Below are 23,395 nucleotides of genomic sequence, written 5' to 3'. Positions count from 1 at the left end.
GTGGCGACCTTGGACGTACGGCCCCGACTGCTCGACGCACTGTCCGCACTGCGTGACCGTGTTGACGCCACACGCTTTCCGCTCCCGCTTCCCGGCGCGGCGCGCGCCCGACGCAACCGCTCCGAACTTCTTGCTCAGCTCGATGACTACCTGGTGCCCCGGCTGAGCGCACCTGAAGCACCGTTGCTGGCGGTCATCGGCGGCTCGACCGGAGCTGGCAAGTCCACTCTCGTCAATTCACTCATCGGCCGCCGGGTCACCGAGGCCGGGGTGCTTCGCCCCACGACCCGTACGCCCGTCCTCGTCTGTCACCCCGATGATCGTCACTGGTTCTCGGGCCGACGTGTCCTGCCGCAGCTCGCGCGGGTGTGGATGCCCACCCAGGACGGGGTGGCCAGTGCTTCGCACGAGTCGCGTGCGTTGCGCGAGCCGTATGAGGCGGGTCCCACCTTCGCCACGCGTGGGCCCTACGAGTCATATGAGCTTTTCCGTGCCCAGGCATTGTATGAGGGGCGCGAGGCGCATGCGGCATTCGGGGGTCAAGAGGATGAAGAAAACGACGAGGATTACGGGGAGCGCGGCGATTACCGGGAGTTCGGGGGATACGGGAATCGCGGCCAGTACGAGAGGCGAGACGCGTACGAGCAGCCCGGGGCGTATGAGGAGTGCCCGGCGCACGAAAAGCATGAGACCTCCGCGAAGCATGAGGCGTATTCGACGGGTGAGTGCGACGCGTATGCGCCGGATGAGCGTGAGGTGCCACGCGCTGAGGCGCGCCGGGGCACAGAGCACGGGGCGGCGCCGCCGTTGCGCATGGAGACCGACCCGGCCCTGCCGCGCGGGCTCGCCCTGCTCGACGCGCCCGATATCGACTCGCTCGTGTCGGGTAACCGCGAACTCGCCGCCGAGCTGATCTGCGCCGCCGACATCTGGGTTCTCGTCACGACCGCCACCCGGTACGCGGACGCCGTCCCCTGGCACCTGCTGCGTACCGCCAAGGAATACGACGTCACGCTCATCACCGTGCTTGACCGCGTGCCCCACCAGGTGGTCGCCGAGGTCTCCCGGCAGTACGCCGCCCTGCTGCACGCGGCCGGCCTCGGCGACGTGCCGCGCTTCACGATCCCCGAGCTGCCCGAATCCGCGGGCGGCGGCAGCGGCCTGCTGCCGGCGACGGCCGTCGCGGCCCTCCGTGCCTGGCTCACCCAGCGTGCCCAGGACCCAGTCGCCCGCGCGGCCGCCGCCGCGCGTACCGCCGACGGGGCCATCGCCTCACTGCGCTCCCGCATGCCGGCCCTGGCCGCCGCCGCGGCGGCCCAGCACGCCGCGGCTGTACGGCTCGTACAACGCGTTGACGACGCGTACGCGACGGCTGCCGAACGCGTCCGGCGCGAGGTCGCTCAGGGGGTGGCGCTCGCCGGTGACGCGCTCACGCACTGGCGTTGCTATCCCGACGAGAGCACCCCAGGCGAGCTGCTCAGCTCCCTCACCACCTCCCTCAGCACCCTGCTGAGCTGCGCTGTCGCGGGCGCTGAAGAGCAGATCGTGGCAGCGGGACAGCGCGACCCGGCCGCGCGCGCCGGGCTCGCGCCGCCGGACACGCGGGGCGCCGCCGAGCGGATCGGGGTGGCCGTACGGCACTGGAGCCGCTGCGTCGAGGAGCTGGCCGAGGAGGAGTTGCGCGTCGCCGAGCGTGTCGAGGAGCTCGACCCAGAGGCGATCGCCGCCCTGCTGCTCGCGGCACTGCTCGGCGGACGCCGGGCCCGGAAGGCGGGCGAGACGCTGGCGGAGACGCTGGGCGTACAAGTCGCTCTGCGGCTCAGGGACGGGGGCGGCGATCTCCTCGACGCCTGCCTGCGGCGCGTACTGGACGGGGAACGCGAGCGGCTGCTCGCCCCGCTCGAAGCGCTCGATGTCACGCCGGACCAGCAAGCCGGTCTGATCGCGGCGTTGTCCGTACTGCAGAAGAAGCAGCAGGAACAGCAGCGAGAGAAGGAGAGGTGACCGAGGTGACGGCCACGGAGCCCGGTCCTGACACCGACGACGGAACTGCGGCGGACGGTGGTTCCGCCACCAAGGGCCGTTCTGCCATGGGCGGTGGTTCCGCCATGGGCGCAGGTCGTGGCATCGGCGGCGGTTGTGACAGCGGCGTCGGTGCTGGAACGGGGGACGCTCCCGGCGACGACGACGTTCCGGGCGACGGCGGTACGCACGGGGGTGAGCGTGGCCGCCGCAGTGCGGACGAGGGCTCTGGCGGCGGTGACGACGGCCTTGAGCCGGCACCTCCGGCCTTCGTGCCCGAGGCGCCGGAAGCGGTCGGCACCTGGAACGACGGCCTGATCGCACGCCGGGCCGGCGGGGACTACCGCAAGCCGTCCAGCCGCATGGCCACGCTCAGAGCCGCCTCGGGCCGTGAAGCCCCCCTCGAACGGAGCGGCGGTACGGAGGCTGTCGGGGTCGTAGGGCCTGTGCGGGATGAGGCTGGCGGGGCGAGTGGAGCGGCGCGTAGCGGCCGCGTGGGGAACAGCGGCTCCGATGGGCCTCCGGACGCGAGTTGGCTCCCGATCGACGGCTGGGGTGCGGCCCAGGGGGAGTGCGGCGAGGCGCATGCGGGGTCCGGGCGCCCCATGAACGCTGCCGGGCCGGAGGGCGGCTCGCGGCAGGGTGCCGGATTCGCCCACGCCGGAGGTGCCGGTCATGGACTCCGACCGTACGCCCAGGCGGCGGGTGGCGGGCCCGGGCTGCGCGCGTTGCGGCCTCGGCTCGACGCCCTGCGCGACCTCGTAGGACTGTCCCGTACGCGGCTGGCGGGCCGGACGCTCGCCGAGGCGGGGCGCGTGCTGGACGAGGCGGCCGCGCGCGACAGGCACTCGCACGCGCATACCGTCGTCGCCATCGCCGGATCGACCGGCAGCGGCAAGTCGACGCTGTTCAACGCGCTGGTCGGAGCCCCGTTCGCCGAGGCCGGCATCCAGCGGCCCATGACCTCGACGCCGCTCGCCTGCTCGTGGACCGACCATGCGGACGGGTTGCTGGACCGGCTGGGCATCCCTCCGGAGGACCGCTGCAAACCCGCGCGCCCCTACGATCCGGCGCTCGCCGGCCTCGTACTCCTCGACCTGCCCGACCACGACTCGGTCACCACCGGCCACCGGGCGCGGGTGGACCGGCTGCTGGGGCTGGTCGACGCCGTGGTGTGGGTGGTCGATCCCGAGAAGTACGCCGACGCTGTGCTGCACGAGCGCTATCTCCGGCCGCTCGCCGGATACGCCGAGGTGACCATCGTCGTCCTGAACCAGGTGGACCGGTTGCCGGGCGCTGCCGTTGAGCAGGTGGTCGATGACCTCCGGCGGCTGCTGGACGAGGACGGCCTCGCGCTTGGCGAGCACGGCGAGCCGGGGGCCACGGTGCTCGCGCTGTCCGCGCTGACCGGAAAGGGTGTCGGCGAGCTGCGCCTGACCCTGGGGCGCTTCGCGGCCGAGTGCGCGGCGGCCGAGCGACGGCTGGCCGCCGACATCGACGGGGCCACGGAGCGGCTGCGTCCGGCGTACGTGGCGGAGGGCGGCGCCGGGCTGAGTGACGGGGCCTGGGAGGAGTTCGAGGACCGGCTCGCGGAGGCCGCGGGCGTGGTGGCGGTCGGTCTCGCGGCGGAACGGGCCTGGCTGCGGGAAGCCGAACGCGTCTGCGGTACACCCTGGGCGCGGCTGGCCGAGAGGCGCGCGGCCCGGTCGCGGGGCCGGGCGCGGCCCGCCGGGTCGCCTGGCGCGCGGGGCCAGGCGACGTCGTGGGCCGAGCCGGTGACCGGCCGCGCCGCGCGGCCGGGTCCGGCGGCCGTCGCCGCTCCGGCGACTGTGGCCAGGCCGGCGGTCGAGCAGGCCGTACGGATGCTGACCGACGAGGCCGTGACGGGCCTTCCCGAACCGTGGGCGCGCTCGGTCAGGGATGTGGCGGAGTACTCGGCGGCGGGTTTGGCCGAGGCACTCGACGAGACGGTGGAAGCGGCGGCCGCCGAAGTGGCCCTGGCTCTGACCAGGGAGGGCGCCGAGCCGGGCCTGCCCGCGAGCCGGTCGGGCCCGGCTTCTCATACGGGCCTGACGTCGGGGGTGGGCGTTCCTGGAGGGCCAGGTGTGACGGACGTGGCGGTCTCGGCCCGGGAGGCGAGACCGGGCTCGGGTGGGGGCGTGAGTGCGAGCGTGGCGGGCGCGCGCGGGCATACGGAGCCAGAGACGTCCGTACGGGGCGGGGCGGGCGCTTCGCCACGTGTTCCGCGGTTCTTCCGGGCGGCGCCGACAGCGCCGGGCCCGCGGACCGTGCCGGAAGCCGCAGGTGAAGGGAGACCTGGCGGGTCGGCGCAGGCGGGTTCGCCGGTGCCTGGGCGGGGGGCGTACGCCGCACCCGGCGCGCCCACCGGGCGCCTCTGGCGCGGCGACGCGAACAGTGACCGTGACAGTGGCGCGGTGGGAGAGCGTGTGGCGAGTCAGCGGCCGCGCTGGTGGTCGGTGGTGGCCGCCGCGCAGAGTGTGGCGCTGATCCTGCAACTGGTGGGTGTGGTGTGGCTGTTGAGTGCCATGGCCGGGTGTGTGGGTGGGGCGTGGTGGGTGCCGGCCGTGTTGCTGCTGACCGGCTGGGCGGGCGGCCCCGTACTGGCGTGGGGCTGCGGTCTCGCGGCGCGCGGCCCGGCCCACAGCTACGGGCAGGACGTTGAGCAGCGGCTGCGCAGGGCGGTGGCCGTGTGCGGGTGGTCCCGCGTACTGGAGCCGGTCGAGGCGGAGTTGCAGCGCTACCGGGAGGTCAGGGAGCGGTACGTCGTCGCGTCGGGTGGGGCGTAGGGGGCTGGGGTGACGCGGGGGATGGCTGGGACCCGCGGGCGGGCGGAGATGAGTCCGCGGCTGCGGCCATGGTGCGGGAGTTCACCCGGATCGGTGAGCGAGTTATCCACAGTCGATCAGCCGTCCACAGGGCTGAGCGGGGTTCGTCGAAGGCGCGCACCATGAGGTCATCCACGGCGTACGCGGCGGGGATGGCGCACGGCGAAGCTGCGCGGCCGAGCCGTGACGCGGCGACGAATGACACGAACAGGGGGGCGGAATGAACGAGACGGTGGTGACGGTGGTCGGGAACGTGGCGACGCAACCGGACTACAAGGAGACCGCGACGGGCGTGGCGGTGGTGCGGTTCCGGCTGGCGGTGACGGCGCGGCGCTGGGACAGGGAGCGCTCGGCGTGGACGGACGGCGGGACGAGTTTCTACACGGTGCGGGCGTGGCGGTCGCTCGCGGCGAACGTGGCCGCTTCGGTGTCGGTGGGCGAACCACTCATCGTCCAGGGCCGGTTGAAGGTCAGCGAACGGGAGCGCGACGGCAAGTGGTGGTTCTCCGCGGATATCGACGCGTTCGCGGTGGGGCACGACCTCGCCCGGGGGACGTCGGCATTCCGGCGTGTATCGCAGGCGAAGAAGTCGCCAGCTGAAGCGCCCTTTGGTGACGCGTCCGAAGAGTCCGGGCGGGAAGTAATGCCGGAAATCGCAGCTATGGGGGCGACACCCCCCTGAATCCATGGGGATTTATCGATAATTCCAGTTCGTGGGTGGTGCCGCCCATAACGATTCCGATGCGGATCGGTTGGGGGTCGGTCTCCGTGCGGCCCCGCGCATGGCCCCGTCCCTAAGATCCCCTGCGTAGCAACGGGGTTCTGAGGTGTATGAGTTCGCTGGCGAGGCGCCGAAATCCATTGACTGTTCGCGCCCGCATGAGGGGAAATCCATGATTTCTGTAGGGAGGCGGGGGTCTGCCCGCCTTGCCGCCGCTGCCTGGGCCTCGGGCCTGGTCGCGGTGGGTGCGATGGCCGGGGCGGGTCCGGCCGCGGCGGAGGACGCGCCCGCGCACCACGGCGGCGCCGCCGCGACGCTTGACGGCCTCAAGACCTTCGGTCAAGCGGTCATTCGTGACGGTGGCAAGGAAGAGAAGACCGGCGCCGGTCTTTTCGAGATGGCTGTCGACAACGGCGGCACGCTGCAGACCTACAGCGTTGACATCCACAAGCCGACGCAGAATCAGGCGAAGTACCAGGAAGTCCCCTGGAGGGCGTCTTCGCTGCACAGCAACGCGAACGCGGGGAAGATCCGCTGGATTCTCCAGCATTCCTACCCGCAGGTGAACGACCTCGCCTCGCTCGCTCAGACCGCGAGCTCCGGCACGCTGAGCGAAAAGACCGCCGCGGCGGGTACGCAGGTGGCCATCTGGCGCTACTCCGACCACGTCAAGGTGGACGCGGTGGACCCGGCCGCGGAAAAGCTCGCCGACTATCTGTACAAGAAGGCGCGGAACGTCGCGGAGCCCAAGGCGTCGCTGACCCTCGACCCGCCCGCGGTCTCCGGCAAGTCCGGCAAGCGGCTCGGCCCGGTCACCGTCCGTACCAACGCCACCACTGTCACCGTCAGCGCACCCGCCAAGGCGACCGCCTCAGGCGTGAAGATCGTCGGCAAGAACGGCAAGCCGGTCGCCCGTGCCACCAACGGCACCAAGCTGTTCTTCGACGTCCCCGCGCGCACCCCCGACGGCGCCGCCGAGCTGACGGCTGAGGCGGCCACCAAGGTGCCCGTCGGCCGTGCCTTCACCGGCATCGGGCAGCACGCCAAGAGCCAGACCCAGATCCTCGCCGGTTCCAGTGAGAGCACGGTCTCGGCCACCGCCTCAGCGAACTGGGCCAAGGAGGGCGCGATACCGGCCGTCTCGGCGGAGAAGAACTGCGCCAAGGGCGGTGTGGACATCAGCGTGAACAACAAGGGCGACGAGGCGTTCACGTTCAAGCTGGCGGGCGCGGAGCACACCATCGCCGCGGGAAAGTCCCGAACCGTCACCGTCCCCGTGAAGGAAGACCAGGCGTACGAGTTCACCATCGCCGGGGTGAACGGCTCGGAGAAGACGTTCTCCGGAGTGCTGGACTGCGCGACCGCCAGCACCGGTGGCTCCACTGGAGACGGTGACGCCAAGCCTGGAGACGCCGACGCCAAGCCGGCGACCAAGCCGAGCCCGGCCTCGGCGGACGGCTCGACCGGTGAGGCGGACACCGGCGGCGACGACCTCGCGGAGACGGGCAACAGCAGCCCCGCCCCGCTGATCGCGGGCCTCGCGGTCGCCCTCGTCGCGGTCGGCGGCGGCGCGGTGTTCTTCGTACGGAGGAAGAAGAACGCGGCCGGCGAGACGGCTGGGGAGTAGAGGGGGCGGATACGCCGGCGCGGGGCCGCGGCGGCGAGGGACAGCCCTGGGACGGCAGCCGCGGCTGTCTGCCGCCCGCGCGGCGAAAAAAGGACCCGGGCGCGGAGTCGCGAAAAGGGCAGTAAGTGAAATAAGACCGGTGCGGATAAAAAAGAGAATAAATAAGAGAGCAGAGAGCTGAACGGAGAACAGAGCCGGGGAAGCGCCCCCGTGTGCACGGGGAGTGCTGCGGTAAGAGCGAGGGGCGACGTGCGGGTGGCGTCCAGGGCGTGAGACCCGGCTCGGCGCCGGATCACCGGCTGAGGGTGAGCGGCGCCCAGCCTCTCGGCGAGCGGTGGAGAGCGGCGTGGGATGGTGGGCAGCGGCGGTGAGCGGTCGGCCTGCGGCCTGCCGCATCCGTAGAGGGGTCTGCTGCCTCCCAGGAGGATCTGCCGCCCCCGGAGGGGGCTGGGCCGCTGTTCAGGGGCTGCGGCGCGGTGGCTGGCGGGTGGCGCGGCCGGGCCCCGGGGCCGTGTGGGGGCCGGTAACGGGGGCGTGGCCGCCACTCGGGACCGTTGGGGGATGGGGCAGGGCTGCCGATGGGGCAGCTGCCAAGAGAGAGGGGCGGTCGGGGGCCGTCGTGGGGCGGGCAGCGCCCTCACGGACCGCCTCGGAGCGGGCGACAGTGGCCGGGGGCGGGCTGAAGGTGATCAGCGCTCGTGGGCCTGCCGGACCAGCGGCCCAGCTCAGCGGTGAAAGTGGTCCCCCGACCTACTCGTTTTCGTCGGGGCACACCCGTACGGCAAGATGGGTTGTATCTGCCCACTCTCATGAATGCCGGACGGTTTCTCTTGGCTGAGTACATCTACACCATGCGCAAGGCCCGAAAGGCCCACGGCGACAAGGTGATCCTCGACGACGTCACCCTGAATTTCCTGCCGGGTGCGAAGATCGGCGTCGTCGGCCCCAACGGTGCTGGAAAGTCCACCGTCCTGAAGATCATGGCTGGTCTTGAGCAGCCGTCGAACGGTGACGCCTTCCTGGCCCCCGGCTTCAGCGTCGGCATGCTCCTCCAGGAGCCGCCGCTGGATGAGTCCAAGACGGTGCTGGAGAACGTCCAGGACGGCGCCGCCGAGACGATGTCCAAGCTGAAGCGGTTCAACGACATCGCCGAGCAGATGGCCACCGACTACTCCGACGCGCTGCTTGAGGAGATGGGCAAGCTCCAGGAAGCGCTCGACCACGCCAACGCCTGGGACCTCGACACCCAGCTTGAGCAGGCCATGGACGCGCTGGGCTGCCCGCCCGGCGACTGGCCCGTCACCAACCTTTCCGGTGGTGAGCGCCGCCGCGTGGCGCTCTGCAAGCTGCTGCTTGAGGCCCCCGACCTGCTGCTCCTCGACGAGCCCACCAACCACCTGGACGCCGAGTCCGTGCAGTGGCTGGAGCAGCACCTCGCCAAGTACGCCGGCACCGTCGTCGCCGTCACCCACGACAGGTACTTCCTCGACAACGTCGCCGAGTGGATTCTCGAACTCGACCGTGGCCGCGCCCACCCGTACGAGGGCAACTACTCCACGTACCTGGAGAAGAAGTCCACGCGTCTGAAGGTCGAGGGGCAGAAGGACGCCAAGCGCGCCAAGCGCCTCAAGGAGGAGCTGGACTGGGTCCGCTCCAACGCGAAGGGCCGCCAGGCGAAGTCCAAGGCGCGTCTGACCCGCTACGAGGAGATGGCCGCCGAGGCGGAGAAGACCCGCAAGCTGGACTTCGAAGAGATCCAGATCCCGCCGGGCCCGCGTCTTGGCAACATCGTGGTCGAGGTCGAGAACCTGTCGAAGGCGTTCGGCGACAAGGTGCTCATCGACGACCTCTCGTTCACGCTGCCGCGCAACGGCATCGTCGGCATCATCGGCCCGAACGGCGCGGGCAAGACGACCCTGTTCAAGATGATCCAGGGCCTGGAGACGCCGGACTCCGGTCAGATCAAGGTCGGCGACACCGTCAAGATCTCGTACGTCGACCAGGGCCGCGCCAACATCGACCCCAAGAAGACGCTGTGGGCCGTCGTCTCCGACGAGTTGGACTACATCAACGTCGGCCATGTCGAAATGCCGTCCCGCGCGTACGTCAGCGCCTTCGGCTTCAAGGGCCCGGACCAGCAGAAGCCCGCCGGTGTCCTCTCCGGTGGTGAGCGCAACCGCCTCAACCTGGCGCTCACCCTCAAGCTCGGCGGCAATCTGCTGCTCCTCGACGAGCCGACCAACGACCTCGACGTCGAGACCCTGTCGTCGCTGGAGAACGCGCTCCTCGAATTCCCGGGCTGCGCCGTGGTCGTCTCCCACGACCGGTGGTTCCTCGACCGCGTCGCGTCGCACATCCTGGCGTACGAGGGCGAGTCGAAGTGGTTCTGGTTCGAGGGCAACTACGAGTCGTATGAGAAGAACAAGGTCGAGCGGCTCGGCCCGGACGCGGCCCGCCCGCACCGTGCCACGTACAAGAAGCTGACCAGGGGCTGAGTGGCATGGCACGTCACGTCTACTCGTGCGCGCTGCGCTGGTCGGACATGGACGCCTTCGGCCACGTCAACAACGTGGTCTTCCTCCGTTACCTGGAGGAGGCGCGAGTGGATCTCATGTGGCGGCTGGCGGTGGCGGCGGACCACCAGGCCTTCGCGGGTGGTTCCGTCGTGGCCCGGCACGAGATCGACTACCGCAAGCCGCTGGTGCACCGGCATGAGCCGGTCACCGTCGAGACCTGGGTGACGAAGATCGGCGCCGCGTCGCTGACGCTCTCGTACGAGGTCAAGGATGAGGAGACCGTCTACGTGCGGGCCTCCACCATCGTCGTCCCGTACGACCTCGAACAGGCGCGTCCGCGTCGGCTCACGCGGACGGAACAGGGTTTCCTCAAGACGTATCTGGAGGAGGCACCGTCCAACGGCGACGGGGAAAAGCCGAAGGCTGACGGAAGGCGCGGCGAAGAGCCGGAGGAGGCTGTCGCCGCATGACGGCGCCAGTGCTCCACTTCGCCGACGCCGGGGAGGCGGCGGACCTCGCCGCCTTCCTGGCCCGGCTGATCCACTACGACCGCGCCGCCGCCGTGCGCTTGCAGGCGAGCGTGCCGGGGCCCACGGCGAAGGCGGGCGGGGTGCTCGCCGTCTTCGGGCGCCCGGCGTCCTTCGAGGTGCTCGCCATCCGTACGGCCAGGCTGGCGCCCGCGCCAGCACCGTCGGCACAAGGCGCGGCTGCGGCTGCGGGGCACCCCGCGACCGCTGAAGGCGTCGGCGGGGTCGTGGAGCTGGACATCACGGTTTCGGCGGGCCAGTTCGCGGACGCGCTGGACGCGGCCCGGACGAGCGCCGGGACCGCCGGTACCGGCGCGGCGCCCGCAGGGCTCACCGTCTCCGTGCCCGAGGCCGTCACGGGACCGCCGTGGGCCGGGGTGCTGCCGCCGCGTGGCGGCTGGCGACGCGTGCCGGGGCTGCCGGACGGGGACGTGGTCAGGGCAGCGGTCACGGCGGCCGTCGCCGAGTTCCGCGCGCGCGATGAGGCTCTTCCCGAGCAGCACCGCACCCGCTCGGAACGCGACCGCATCGGTCGCGAGATCTGGTCCCGCACCCTGGGGGGCACCGGATTGCCACTGCGCGCCGTGCACGCCGCGCAGTCCCTCGGTTTTCTGCGCCAGGCCCGTCCGGGGCCGGTGCCGGCCACTGCCCCGGCGGCTCCGACGCCCGCTGTGGCACACGCCGCACCGGCCGGGCCGACGGCGTCCGCGCGGGCCGCCGCGCGGAGCTCCGGCGGCGCGGTGCCACCGGAGCCCGCCGCACGGGGTGAGGCCGCCATCGGCGGGGCCGCCGAGGCCGCTGACACGCTGGCGCTGTTCGCGGCGGGCGGCTGGTTGCGGCTGCGCACTCCGTATGGGTCCATCGCGGTCCGTACGGCCGGACCGCCGGGGCTCACGGTCACCCCCGCCTGACACCGGTCACCCCCGGCTGACGGGCGCGTCCTTGTGTCCGCTCAACCGTCGGAGTTGACCATCGAGGCGGCGGCGTAGGCGAGATAGCTCCACAACTGCTCTTCGTGCTCGGGGGCCAGCCCCAGCTCGTCGACGGCGACGCGCATATGGCGCAGCCAGGCGTCGTGCGCGGCCTGGTCCACGGTGAACGGCACGTGCCGCATCCGCAGCCGGGGGTGTCCGCGCTCGTCGCTGTACGTGCGAGGGCCGCCCCAGTACTGCATGAGGAACAGCGCGAGCCGTTCCTCGGCAGGGCCGAGGTCCTCTTCCGGGTACATCGGCCGCAGCAGCGGGTCCTCGGCGACCCCCTGGTAGAAACGATGAACCAGGCGCCGGAAGGTGTCCTCGCCGCCGACCTGCTCGTAGAAGGTCTGCTCCTGAAGCGTGCCGCGCGGGATCTTAGTCACGCTTCAATGCTCTCAGATGGCGTGACCGAGTACGGAAGACCTAGGTCCCGCCTGTGCCGGGACCCGTTCCGCCGCGCCCGGCCACCGTTTGCCGTGCGTGGCAGGACGGCGGGAGAGTGGGGGGATGGGTGCCGAGGCGCAGACCGATCCTTACGCCGCGGCGGCAGCCGTGGAGCGGGAAGAGCTGGTGCACGAGATCAGTTCGGGCGGTGAGCTGACCGACTCCGCGTTGCGGGCCGCCTTCGCCGAGGTCCCGAGGCACCTGTTCGTGCCGTACTACTTCGTCAGCGGCGGTGACCTGGACGGGGGCGGCTTCCGGCGGCTGTGGCGCGACGACCCCGACCCTGTGCTCGGTGAGCGCTGGCTGACGGGAGCGTACGCGGACACTCCGCTGGCCACCCGGGTACGCGACGGCGAGCTGGTCTCCTCCAGCAGTCAGCCTTCCCTCATGGCGCGGATGCTGGAGGCCCTGGACCTGCGGGAGGGGAACCGGGTGCTGGAGATCGGCGCCGGCACCGGCTACAACGCCGCGCTGCTCTGCCACCGGCTGGGCGAGTCCCTGGTGACCAGCGTGGACCTCGACCCGGAGATCACCGAGTCGGCGCGCAACCACCTCATCGCCGCCGGATACCGGCCGACGATCGTCACCGGCGACGGCGCGCGCGGCTGCCCCGCGCGCGCCCCGTACGACCGGATCATCGCCACGTGCGCGCTCTCGTCCCTCCCCACCGCCTGGCTCGCCCAGTGCGCGCCGGGCGCGCTCATCCTGGCCCCGCTGGCCACCGGGCTGATCAAGCTGCGCGTCAGCGACGCGGCGCACGCGGAGGGCCGCTTCCTGGACACACCCGCGTATTTCGTGCCGCTGCGCGGCAGCGGCCTCCCGCCGCGGGTCGACACGGACGGGCTGCCCCTCGCGGACCTGGAGAACCCGCTGATCCGCTTCCTGCTGTCGATCACCGCGGGACACCTCCATCCGCTGGAGGCCCTGGAGCTCTGGAAGCACGAGGGTTGCCCCGACCGCGAGCGCTTCGGGCTGAGCGTGGAGCTGACCTCGGGGACGGCGTCAGGGGCAGCCGCAGGGCGCACCGAAACAAACGGCGAGGGTCCAGGCCACGGCGAGGACGGCCAGGCACCGGGCGATGAGGGCGTGCGGGAGCGCCCCCACGACGCGCCGCCCACCCGTCGGCACGGACACGGACCGCAGCGTGAACGTCAGTGGGCCTGGCTCGACCGCCCCGACGGCCCGTACCAATGGCCGCTGCTCACCCGCTAGCGGAACGCGGCACGCAGGGAGGGAGCGCGGGCAGGCGCCGGGCCCGGCGGACGCTCCGGTGCCGTGGACGGTGGATACGTACGGTTGTGGATATGTACGGACGTCGTCACGGCACCGGGGCGAGCAGCGGTAAGCGCGCGGCGGCCCGGCTGAGCCGGAGCCGGCCGACCGCCGGGCGGGCCGACCGTGACCGGCCTCGGCGACCCGTGACCGGCGGGGTCGGCCCGGTCACGGGTCGCCGAGGACCGTGACGGTCCTCGTTGTTCCTGATCAGCCCCGGCGGACCGTGATCGTCGTCCACGCTCCGACGTGGACGCGGTCGCCCTCCTGGAGAGGCACCGGCACGTACGGCTGGATGGGCTCGTCGCCGCCGTTGACGGTGGTGCCGTTCGTCGAGTCCTGGTCGACGACCGCCCAGCCGCCGTCCGGCTGCGACACCAGCACGGCGTGCTGGTGCGAGACGCCCGGGTCCTCCGGCGGACGGGACAGGTCGATGTCGGGGGACTCGCCGGTGCTGTGGCGGCGGCGACCGATCGTGATCTGGTGCCCGACGAGCGGCAGTTGCTGCTCGGGGGAGTACGCCGGGAGGTTCAGCCCGGCGGCCTCGGGGCCGCTGCGGGTCATCATCGCCATGAAGTACTCACGGTCGGGCGCGACGACAGCCAGCCAGTTGCCCGGACCGGCAGAACCACCCTGGCCGGGGCCCGGGAAGTTCTGCTGCTGCTGGTACGACGCGTCCGGCTGCGAGTGCTGCGGAGGCTGCGGCTGTCCCGTGTACGGCGGCGGCGGGCCGGGGTGGACCGGCTGCACGGGCTGCGGCGGAGCGACCGCCGAGCTCGCGAACTCGTCGTCACCCTGGAACGGCGGCTGCCCCGAGGGCGCACCTCCGCGCCCCGGCGCCGGCGGGTCCGGGAACTGCCGGGGCGGCGCGGGAGGCGCGCTGCCGGAAGCCGACGCCTCCGGGGAACCCGGCGGGGACAGCATCCAGTCGTCGTCACCGCCGAAGGCCGGACCACCCGGCGGCGGGGGCGTCTGCTGCCCATGGGGCGCACCGCCTGGCCCGCCTCCGGCATGCGGGGGCGGCCCGGCGTGCGGAAGGGGCTCGGCCGGGCGGTTCACCTGCGACGGGCGGGAGCCCTGGTAGTCGAATCCCTGCGACGGCTGACCCTGCGGCGGGCCGGGCGGGGGGGAGTCCGGCGCGTACGGATGCGGCTGCTGGCCCTGCTGCGGCTGCTGCTGCGGGGGCTGGCCCTGCTGCGGCTGGCCGTGTGGGGGCTGGGGCTGGGGCTGGGGCGGCGGGAAGCCACCGCGCGAGGGAGCGGGCGGCGGGCTGTACGGGGTGTACGAGGTCGCCGAGTGGGTGAGGAAGTTGTAGCGGCACTCCTCACAGAACGGCGCCTGCGCCTCACGGGGCGTACGGCACTGCGGGCACAGCTCCGCGTGGAAGGTGGGCTCCGACTCCTGACTGGGGTAGCCGTAGCCGCCGGGAGCGCCGGGGCCGCCGGAACCGCCAGGCCCACCGGGGGCGCCGGGAGCGCTGAACGCGCCGGAGCCCCCGCCGGGACCGTTCGGCCCACCAGGGCCGCCAGGGCCGTCGAAGCCGCCGGGGCCGGGCCCCTGGCCCGGGCCGCCGGGACCGCCGGGGCCACCGAAACCGCCGGAGGGCCCACCAGGACCACCAGGACCACCAGGGGCGCCCGGGCCGTCGAAGCCGCCCTGGCCCGGGCCCTGGCCAGGCCCGCCGGGGCCAGCCGGGTCGCCGGGGCCACGGGGCCCGTTGAAGCCGCCGGGGCCACCAGGGCCGTCGTAACCGCCGGGGCCACCAGGGCCGGCGTAACCGCCAGGGCCGCCGGGGCCGTTGTAACCGCCGGGGCCGCCGGGGCCGGGTGCGCCGGGGGGCGGGGGCGGGCTGGGGACGCCCATCATGCCGGGAGGCGGCGGGGGCGGGGGCACGGCGCCAGCGGGTGCGGCCGACATCCGGTGACCGCACACCTCGCACCAGTCCTCGGTCGACGACTGGTGGCCGTTCGGGCAAGTCGGCATGTCGGTGTTCCCCCTCGTGTGCCGTTTCTTGGCGTTGGTGGCTGGTTTTCGTTGCTGGTTCTCGTTACTGGGTCCGGCGCTACTTCTTGACGCGGACGGTCTTCGTCGAGCGCGTTTCGAGCGTCATCTCGTCGGCATCCGCGACCTTCGCCTTCAATCGCACAGTACCTGTCGCCGCGTCGACGACGTCCACCACCTTCGAAAGCAGTTTCGCTGTATCGGCGTTCCCTGAGGCGTTCGCCAGCTGCACCGCGCGGCCGAGTTTCGCGGTCGCTCCATCCCAGTCGCCCGACTTGCGCGCGTCGAGTCCCTGCTGGATGGCCTGGGCCAGTTCCGCCTGGCCTGTGTAGTGCGCGACCTGCGGGTTCATGGCTGTGGACGCGGCCATGTCATCCGTCCACACAGCCCGTACGAGACCTTGCGAAAGGGTATGCGGAGGGCTTCCGTCCGGGGTGGGCAGTACCAGCGCGACCCGCGCGGCCAGCATCTCCTGGCCGACTCCTGCCAGCGGTACCCGAACCGAGACGTGGTAGTCACGGGACTCGTCGCCCCAGGAGCCCGTCGGGTAGTCGCCCGCGCGCGGACCAGTCTCGGTGCGGCGGCCTGTGAGGTCCTCGACGGTCGGTGCGACCTGTTTCACGAATGTGACGTCCGTACCCTGGGGAGTCCAGATCCGCAAAGAGACATCCGCGACTTCTTTCCCCATAGCCGCCTCCATCATCCGCGTGAAGTCGGCGGACAGTTCGGAGGGGTTCGCCACGATATCGGCGGTCCCGAGGAGGGCCGAGGCGATGCCTGTGACTTCCTTCACCTCCCAGTCGGTGCCGACGCCCCGGGCGTCGCAGGTGAACCGGCCAGAGCAGGCGTCGAGCGCCGCCCGCAGCGCCTCGGGCTTCTCATGCTCGTTGCGGCCGTCGGTGAGCAGGATGCCGTGCCGGATCGCCACATCCGACGAGCTGAGCAGCCGGTCGGCGAGCCGCAGCCAGATGCCGATCGCCGTGCCACCGCTCGCGCTCAGCTTCCGCAGCGCGTCCTTGGCCTGCGCGCGGGTCATGCTGTCCGCCACCGCGAGCGCGCCGCCGCCCGGGTAGACCTCTTTCGCCTTGTGCGTACCGGCGACCACGGCGAAGGCGACGCCGTCGCGCACCGTGTCGATCGCCGCGGCGGTCGCGTCCCGCGCGTTGCGCATCTTCGTCGGCGGATAGTCCATGGAGCCGGAGCAGTCGACCATGATGACGACGGCCGCGTCCGGCCCCGCGCCGCGCGCCTCGACGCGCGCCGGGTCGGTGGAGGCAAGCGGCAGGCCCCCCGTGGTGCCGCCACCGGTGGAGGTCACCGTGACGATCGCGTTCACCTCGCGGCCGTCCTCGGGGAGGTACTCGTTCTGGTAGACCTCCACCGAGAACCGCGGCACGTTCGACTTGGAGAAGTTGGCCATCTGTTCCGCTCCTTGACGCTCCATGTGGACACATCGACAAATGGGCGGACAGGGCAGCGCCCGCTGGTGACACGCGAACGCGGCCCCTTCAATCCCCCGTGACTCCCGAGACTTCCCGCGCCCCCCGAACCTCCGCTGATCCCCTGGAGGCCCCCTGCCTCCGTCCCTCGCCCCCGAGAGGTCGCCCGGCCGTCCGCAGCCGTCAGGCCGATCCTGCCCTGCCGGGCGGCCCGGGGAACGGCACCACGGCCACTGTTACGTTGTCGTGGCCCCCGCCCTCCAGTGCGAATGCGACCAGTCGCCGCGCGCTGTCCATCGGTCGGGAACGGGCGTCCGCCGGCACGGCCGCCGCCATCTCCGCCGCGGACTCGGCGTAGTTCCACAGTCCGTCCGTGCACACCACGACCACTCCAGGCCGGTCCGGTTTGAACGCGGCGGTGTGCGGCTCGATCTCGTACGCGTCAGCGCCGAGCCAGCCGGTGATGGCGTGCGCGCGGTCATCCGCGTACGCCTCCTCCTCCGACATCAGCCCGGCGGCGACCATCTGCGCCGCCCACGAGTCGTCCTCGGTGAGCCGGGACGCGGGCGACGTGCGGTCGTCGGGCACCCAGTAGGCGCGGCTGTCGCCGATCCAGCCCACGGTGAGGATGCCGGACGAGACGACGGCGCTGACGATGGTGCACGCCGGGGCGTTCTCCTGCCGGTGCAGATCCTGCCTCCGCGCCGCGCTCTCCTCGTTCGCCAGCGCGTTGACGGCGTCGGCGGCGACGAGGATCGCCTCGTGCATGGCCTGCTGCGGGTGGGTGCCGGCCGGGAGCGCCGCCAGCAGCCGCTCACCGGCGGCAGCCGCCGCCGCGGCGGACGCGTCGTCCGGCCGGGTCGCCGATGACACACCGTCACAGACGACGGCGACGACGGCGGGCGAGCCGTCCGGCAGCGCGCTCTCGGAGAGAGCGAAGGAGTCCTCGTTACGGTGGTGCCGCAGCCCCCGGTCGCTCGCGGCGGCGATGCTCGGCAACTCTTCTTCCATGTGGTCCCGTTCACGGGGCTGAGCGTGACCGCAGTTCTCGCAGTAGCCGTCGTCGTCGATGGCACCGGCCCGGCACTCGGCGCACCGGCGCCGCTCGGCTGCCTGCGGGGAGGCGGCGCCGGTCGGGCGGTTGCCCGCTGCCGCGGCCTCCGCGGGCTCCGCACCGGCTGCTCCGGCGCCTCCTGAGCCCGTGCCTGCGCCCGGGCCCGCCGCTCCGGCACCGGTGGGCGCGGGCCCAGCCGGGCTCGTCGGACCCGCCGGACTCTCGTGGGACGAGGCGGGGCCAGCCGGGGTGGGTGGCGGGGTGGGCTCGCTCGACATCACCAGGGTCGGATCGCCGGACCCGCCCGGCGCGTCCAGGGCGGCCGCCTCCCGCGGGTCGGGGGCGGTGGCCGGCCCGGCGGGCCACCGGCCGCCCGCGTCCCTGCCGGGAGCGGAATCCGTACCGGAACCGGAGTCCGTACCGAAACCGGGTTCGGCACCGAAGCTTCCCCCCGCGCCGTATCCGGGAGCCGGGCCGAAACCGGAGTTCGGCCCGCCAGAGGCAGGGGCGCCCGGACTGCCGCCCATGCCGGGAGTGCCGTCCATGCCCGGACCTGCGCCCGGTGCGGGACCGAAGCCGTCAGCGGAAACGGAAGCAGAAACGCAAAGGGGAGCAGCGGGAGCAGCGGGAGCAGGAGGAGCAGGGGGAGAAGGAGGAACAGAAAGGGAAGGGGAAGGGGAAGCGGAGGGGGCGGCCGGGGCAGGGGGGCCGCCTGGCGCCGAGCCCGTGCCCTGGCCCCCGGTGGGCCGTTCCGTCGGGGTGAGCGACGGGAAGGCGGGTACGGGTCCGGCACCGGCTGCGGTCGGCTGCTCGGGGTGCGGCCACGGTGCCGCCGAGGGCGTGTGACCCGATGGCACGGCTCCGGACGGCGTTGACTCCGCCGGTGCCGGCACGGGCCCTCGCAGGGCTGCGGGCGGTGCCGGCGCGACAGGCGGGACCGGCGCCGCCGGTGCCTGTCCGGCGCCGGGGGACCGGGGTGGCATCGCGGGCACCGGCGGTGGGGCGGAAAGAGCCGCAGCGGGATCGCCGGGCGGCACAGCGCCGTTCAGCGGCCGCTGGTCCGGCTCCGCCGACTCCGGGGCCACGCGGGGGGCCGGAGTCCCGGGCCGCAGCTCGTAGTCAGCGCCGGAACCGGCTCGCTGGCCGGTCACCGCGCCGGGTGTCCCCGGCGGCGGCTCGTAGCCCGTTCCCGGCCCGGCCGCGGGGCCGGGCGTGGCGCGTCCCCACGCGTAGTCGGGTCCGGGGCCCGCGCCGGGGTCCGGTTCCGGGCTCGGCGTGCGGGCGTCCGCCGGTACGGCGACGCTCGCTCCGCACGCACCGCAGAAGTTGTCCTCCGAGTCAAGCGGCTCCGCACAGCTCGGGCAGGCTGGCAGCCGAGGCTTCTGCGACATCGATCACACCCACGTCCTGGGGCGGAAACGGTTGGCCCGTTCCACCAGTTCGATCCTTTCCTCGCCCCGCTGCGCGAGCCTGGCGAGTACCCGATATGAGCGTTCAAGACCAAAGCGCAGCCCACGCTCATCCAGGCTGCTTCCGAGCAGTACGGGTCGGGCTCCCGCCGCCGCTTCGGGTCCGGCGGACGGCGGGGCTCCGCTGTCGCTGGAGAGTATCCAGTCCAGCGCGCTGCCGAGCACCTCGGTGCACAGCTGCTCGCGCCGGACAGCGTCCAGACCGGCGTCGGCGAGACGCTCGACCTGTCCGGCTGCCGCCAGCAGATCGGTGAGCAGCGACTCGCGCACGTCGCTGCCCCAGCCTCCGGCCGGGGGAGCCCCCTGCCGGAGCCGTGCTCGTACGGCTGCCACGCGCGCCGCCGTGTAGTGGATGGACGCTTCCGGCACGGACTCCAGTGCCGCTACCGCGTTCGCCCTGTCACCGGCCGCGAGCCGCACCCGGGCCAGCCCGAAGGCGGCGCTCACATAGCTCGGGTCGGTCGTCCATACGAGGTGGTAGTACTCCGCCGCGTTGTCCAACTGGCCCAGCACCTCGGCGCAGACGCCCAGCGCCAGCTTCGGCGCGGGTTCGCCCGGGAACGCGTCGTAGACCGCGTCGAAGGACAGCGCCGCCGTCTCCCGGTCGCCGGTGGCCAGTGCGTGCAGGCCCCGGTACCAGACGACGCGCCAGTCATCGGGGTGCGTGGCTTCCAACGTGGCGAGGGACTGCCCGGCTTGGGCCGTCTCGCCCAGTTCGAGCTCCGCCCGTACGCACCGCAGCCGCAGCTCGGTGGAGGCGGCCGGGGCGGCGCGGAGCGCGGCGTTCAGTTCGGCGGGGGCCGCGGCGAGCAGCCCGGCGAGGAAGCCCGCGTTGGGGTCGCCCGGGTCGATGCGGGGGACGGGCAGCGCCAGCGCGATCGCTGCCGCGTCCAGGGGCGCGAGGGCGGGCAGCCCGGACGGCGTGGCGGGCGGCAAAGGCGCCTCAGCGGCCCCGGCCGTCCCGACGGCCCCGACGATCTGACCGGTGCCTCCGGCGGGTCCAACGGCGCCTGTCGTCCCGCTGGTACCTGTGCTCCCGCTCGTCCCCGTGTTCCCGTTCGTCCCACCGCGCGTCGCAGCGCCGCCCAGCTCGCCCGGCCCCCGGCCGCCCGGATGTCCGCCCGGATGTCCGCTTCCCGGTCCTCCTCGGCCGCACGCGCCGGGCTGCGGCGCCGGGACGCCACCACCCCACGGCTGGGCCGCCGTCGGCACGCCAGGCGCCGCTGGACTGAGGCCCGGTGCCTGCGGGACTGCCTGGCCGTAGGGTGAGTACCGAGTCTGGTGCGGCAGCTGTGACGATTGCGAGATCTGGGACGGCTGCGACGTCTGTGCCGCCTGCGGCGGCTGCCCTGGCGCGCCGGACGCCACTGGCCCCAGCGGCGGGCCCACGTGCCCGCCCGGCCCGTGCTGCCCGGCCGGCCCGTGCTGCCCGGCCTGTCCGTGCCCGCCCGGCAGTGGTGGCCGTGTCAGCGCCGATGCCCTGGTCCCGGCGCGGCCGCCCCGGCGCCATCGGCCGCCTCTCGCCGCCCGGCCGCCGTCCGGGCGTGCGCCGAGGAGTGAGGTCTCCGCGCCGCTCTCGGCGAACAACCGGGTGTCCACGACGCGCAGTTCGGGCCCGAACAGAGTGGAGAGCGCGGGCCTTGGCCGTCCCGACTGGAGGGCGACGACCTCGCGGAGCACGCCCGTCAGCTGGTCCGCCATCTCCTCGGCTGAGGCGAAACGGCGGGCCGGGTCCGGGTCGGTCGCCCGGACCAGCAGCCGGTAGAACGACTCGTAGCGCCGGAAGACGTCGATGTTGCCGGGGTCGGGGAGGCTGTCCACGAAGATGTTCGTGTAGCCCTGGAAGTCGAAGGTGAGCACGGCGAGGGTGCGCGCCACGGTGTACAAGTCGGAGGCCACGGAGGGGCCGTGCTCGGCGACCTCGGGAGCCTGGTAGCCGACGGTGCCGTAGATCGCGCTGTCGTTGTCGTCCATGCGCCGGACCGCGCCCATGTCGATGAGCTTGAGCTGGTCCTGCTGCTGGATGGCGTTGTCGACCTTGAAGTCGCAGTACAGCAGGTTGCGGCTGTGCAGGTGGCCGAGTGCCTCCAGGGCCTCGATGCCGTAGGCGCACGCCTGCTCGACGGGGAGCGGGTCACGCCTGCCGTCGCTCGCGCGCCGTTCGTTGGCCAGGTCCTTGAGCGACTTGCCGCCGACGTACTCCATCACGATGTAGCCGTCGAGGCTGCCGGTGCGCTGGTCGAGGTGCTCGACGAAGTTGTAGATCCGGACGATGTTGGAGTGCTCGATCTCGGCGAGGAACCGGCGCTCGGAGAGTGCTACGGCCAGCGCGTCCTCATCCCCGGTGTCCAGCAGGCCCTTGAGCACCACCCAGCGGTCGGACACCGCGCGGTCGATGGCGAGGTAGATCCAGCCGAGGCCCCCGTGCGCGAGGCAGCCCGCCACCTCGTACTGCCCGTGCACGACGTCGCCGGATTTGAGCTTGGGCACGAAGGAGTACGGATGGCCGCATTTGGTGCAGAACCCTTCGGTGCGGCCGGGCTTGTCGCCACGTGAGCGACCTACCTGGGCTCCGCAGTCGGAGCGGCTGCAAAAACGCTTCCGCTCCGGGACTTCGGGGTTCACGAGCACGGCGGTGCGCGGGTCGGGGCGCGGCACCTCCGGCACGGAGACCAGACCGGCGCCGAGCCGGTTGCGGCCCGACGCGGACGCCGTCGACGGGGAGCTGCGCACCGAGACCGAACGCCCGGTGCTGCTCCCCGACAGCGACCTGGACAGCCGCCCGGACACCGAGCGGCGCGACGTGGAGGACCGGGACGATGACTTTGAGGAAGACCGGGAGGAAGACCGGGACGAGGAGCGGGAGCTTCCCGAGGCGCCGGACCGTCCGCTGCCGCCACCGCCGGTGACACCGGTGGGCGGCGAGGAGACAAGGCCCCGGGGCGACACCACCGGGGCGAGACCGCAGGTGTCGCAGTACAGCTCGCCGCCGCCCATGTCCTCATACGTCCCGGCGCAGCCGGGCCGCTGGCAGCTCGCGCTGGCGCTGGTACTCATGTGTTCCCCCTCGGCTGCCCTGGTCCTTGCCCCGGCCGGTCGGCGGGCGACGCCTGCCGGGGCACCAGTGCGTCGGCGGCCGCCCGCTGGTAGCGCGACACGGCCTGCTCGGCGGCGAGCAGGTCACACGGCGCGCTCCACAGCAGGCGGCGGGCGGCGTCGTACCGCTCGATGAGCAGGGGGTCCTCCGCCATGCCGTGCCGGGCGACCTTCGCCTTGTACGCGTCGAGCCTGCCGCGCAGTTCCGCGCGGACGGCGAGCGGCGCCGTCACCGCCGTCAAGGACTCGCGCGCCCGGAGCAGTTCGTCGTCGGCGCGCTCCTCAAGGCTCTCCAGCAGCGGTGAAAGCCGGTGCCACCGCGAGTGCCTGCGGTGCTCGGCGGCCCTGGCGAGCTGCTCGTACAGCGCGGTCGGCGGCCCGCTGACGGCGGGCACCACGGAAGCGGAGATCTTCGCGAGCACTTCGCCGCGCGCCTGCCGTGCCTCGGCGAGGGTGCGGTCGGCGCGCGACAGGACGTCTCTGAGCTGCATCAGCCGCCGCTCGGCGTCCTGCCGTACGGCGAGGACCGCCTCGATCTCCCTGCGTACGTCCTCCAGGGCCCGCGCCGCCCTGTCGTAGCGCTCGGTGTCGGGGCGGCCGCCGCCCGGCGCCGAGCTGGGCGAGGCGCCGGACCAGAAGGCGAGCGGGTCGGAGATCACCTCGGCGCGCAGCGCGGTGAGTTCCGCGGTGATCTCCTCCAGGTCGTCACCGGAGGGGTGCTCGCCGGGGCGGACGCCCACGGAGTGCGCGAGCGAGCGGGTGCGCTGGAGCTCGGCGGCGAGCATGTCGATCCGGGCGGGCAGCGCCGACCACACGGTGTCGGAGGTGACGACCACGTCGAGCGCTTGTGCGTACCCGCTGTTCATCCGCTCCACCAGGCCGTCCAGACTGAACCGCTCGCTCAGCCGCGGTGTGCCGGTCAGCGGCCCACCGCCGGGCACGGTGACGTGCGTGCCCCGCAGGATCTCGGTGAGCTCGGCCAGGTCGCTCTGGTTCGGCCAGCGGCGGCGGCCCCGCAGCTCGCGTGCGGTGGTCAGGGCCGCGGTGTAGGCGTCGAAGTACGTCCACAGGGTCGTGATGATCTGCTCGGCGGCGGCCCACCTGACCTTGGTGGTGCCGGTCAGCTCGGCGCCCTCCAGGAGCCTGCGCCCGGCGTGGTCCTGCAAGGCGAGCAGCGAGGACTCGATGGCCTCGTGCTCGGCGCCGAGCTTCGCCAGCGCGCGGTCCACCTCTTCCCGCTCCAGGACCGGCCCATGGGGCATGGCCGCGGGATGCCGCGGCATCTCCGCCGAGCCGGGAAAGGAACCCGGGACCGCCATCGATCACCTCTCCTGTGCGTGTCCTGTGCGTGCTGCCCGTGTGCGCCGCGCTGTCGTGGGGCGGTGCG

At 72.8% G+C, this 23,395-nt stretch carries 14 protein-coding genes; 8 read left to right on the top strand and 6 right to left on the bottom strand.

The features are described 5' to 3' along the window. Nucleotides 1–9 precede the first annotated feature (9 nt). The 7 genes from AC5P1B_RS03045 to AC5P1B_RS03015 all read left to right on the top strand — a co-directional run bounded on the left by AC5P1B_RS03045 (nt 10) and on the right by AC5P1B_RS03015 (nt 11,170). Nucleotides 10–2,004, top strand: a complete 1,995-nt coding sequence (locus AC5P1B_RS03045; protein ID WP_493884839.1) for a dynamin family protein — start codon at nt 10–12, stop codon at nt 2,002–2,004. After that, on the top strand, nt 2,001–4,829 hold the full coding sequence (locus tag AC5P1B_RS03040) for a GTPase (RefSeq protein WP_493884592.1): 2,829 nt from the start codon (nt 2,001–2,003) through the stop codon (nt 4,827–4,829). Before AC5P1B_RS03045 ends, AC5P1B_RS03040 begins: the two co-directional genes overlap by 4 nt. Before the next feature lie 259 nt (nt 4,830–5,088). Beyond that, the gene (locus tag AC5P1B_RS03035) at nt 5,089–5,550 is read left to right on the top strand and encodes a single-stranded DNA-binding protein (RefSeq protein ID WP_493884591.1); all 462 of its coding nucleotides are present in this window, start codon (nt 5,089–5,091) and stop codon (nt 5,548–5,550) included. A 211-nt stretch (nt 5,551–5,761) separates the two neighbouring features. Continuing rightward, a complete protein-coding gene (locus AC5P1B_RS03030) occupies nt 5,762–7,216 on the top strand; it encodes a Cys-Gln thioester bond-forming surface protein (protein ID WP_493884590.1) in 1,455 nt (484 codons plus the stop codon). Between the two features lie 830 nt (nt 7,217–8,046). Then, the gene (gene ettA, locus AC5P1B_RS03025) at nt 8,047–9,711 is read left to right on the top strand and encodes an energy-dependent translational throttle protein EttA (protein WP_493884589.1); all 1,665 of its coding nucleotides are present in this window, start codon (nt 8,047–8,049) and stop codon (nt 9,709–9,711) included. Nucleotides 9,712–9,716: 5 nt separating this feature from the next. Next, a complete protein-coding gene (locus AC5P1B_RS03020; RefSeq protein ID WP_493884588.1) occupies nt 9,717–10,202 on the top strand; it encodes an acyl-CoA thioesterase in 486 nt (161 codons plus the stop codon). Then, nucleotides 10,199–11,170 (top strand): DUF8185 domain-containing protein, encoded by a 972-nt coding sequence (locus AC5P1B_RS03015; RefSeq protein WP_493884587.1) that lies wholly within the window; start codon nt 10,199–10,201, stop codon nt 11,168–11,170. The genes AC5P1B_RS03020 and AC5P1B_RS03015 overlap by 4 nt, the downstream gene beginning before the upstream one ends. A gap of 41 nt (nt 11,171–11,211) precedes the next feature. Here AC5P1B_RS03015 and AC5P1B_RS03010 read toward each other — a convergent pair whose 3' ends face one another. After that, complete coding sequence (locus AC5P1B_RS03010) at nt 11,212–11,616, bottom strand: globin (protein WP_493884586.1); 405 nt, start codon at nt 11,614–11,616, stop codon at nt 11,212–11,214. Nucleotides 11,617–11,740: 124 nt separating this feature from the next. Here AC5P1B_RS03010 and AC5P1B_RS03005 point away from each other — a divergent pair, with 124 nt between their 5' ends. Further along, nucleotides 11,741–12,889, top strand: coding sequence for a methyltransferase domain-containing protein (locus AC5P1B_RS03005; protein WP_493884585.1), 1,149 nt, complete (start codon nt 11,741–11,743; stop codon nt 12,887–12,889). Nucleotides 12,890–13,159: 270 nt separating this feature from the next. On the opposite strand, the gene AC5P1B_RS03000 is transcribed toward AC5P1B_RS03005, so the two are convergent. The 5 genes from AC5P1B_RS03000 to AC5P1B_RS02980 all read right to left on the bottom strand — a co-directional run bounded on the left by AC5P1B_RS03000 (nt 13,160) and on the right by AC5P1B_RS02980 (nt 23,327). Further along, a complete protein-coding gene (locus tag AC5P1B_RS03000; RefSeq protein ID WP_493884584.1) occupies nt 13,160–14,932 on the bottom strand; it encodes an FHA domain-containing protein in 1,773 nt (590 codons plus the stop codon). Between the two features lie 79 nt (nt 14,933–15,011). Continuing rightward, a complete protein-coding gene (locus tag AC5P1B_RS02995) occupies nt 15,012–16,370 on the bottom strand; it encodes a vWA domain-containing protein (RefSeq protein WP_493884583.1) in 1,359 nt (452 codons plus the stop codon). 202 nt (nt 16,371–16,572) lie between these two features. Next, a complete protein-coding gene (locus AC5P1B_RS02990; protein ID WP_493884582.1) occupies nt 16,573–17,988 on the bottom strand; it encodes a PP2C family protein-serine/threonine phosphatase in 1,416 nt (471 codons plus the stop codon). 849 nt (nt 17,989–18,837) lie between these two features. After that, complete coding sequence (locus tag AC5P1B_RS02985) at nt 18,838–21,969, bottom strand: serine/threonine-protein kinase (RefSeq protein ID WP_493884581.1); 3,132 nt, start codon at nt 21,967–21,969, stop codon at nt 18,838–18,840. Continuing rightward, nucleotides 21,966–23,327, bottom strand: a complete 1,362-nt coding sequence (locus AC5P1B_RS02980; protein ID WP_493884580.1) for a hypothetical protein — start codon at nt 23,325–23,327, stop codon at nt 21,966–21,968. The genes AC5P1B_RS02985 and AC5P1B_RS02980 overlap by 4 nt, the downstream gene beginning before the upstream one ends. Between the last annotated feature and the right edge of the window lie 68 nt (nt 23,328–23,395).

This window comes from Streptomyces sp. A01, assembly GCF_059026195.1.
The sequence above is the reverse complement of the archived record's forward strand: the minus strand, read 5'-3'. Positions and strand labels throughout refer to the sequence as shown.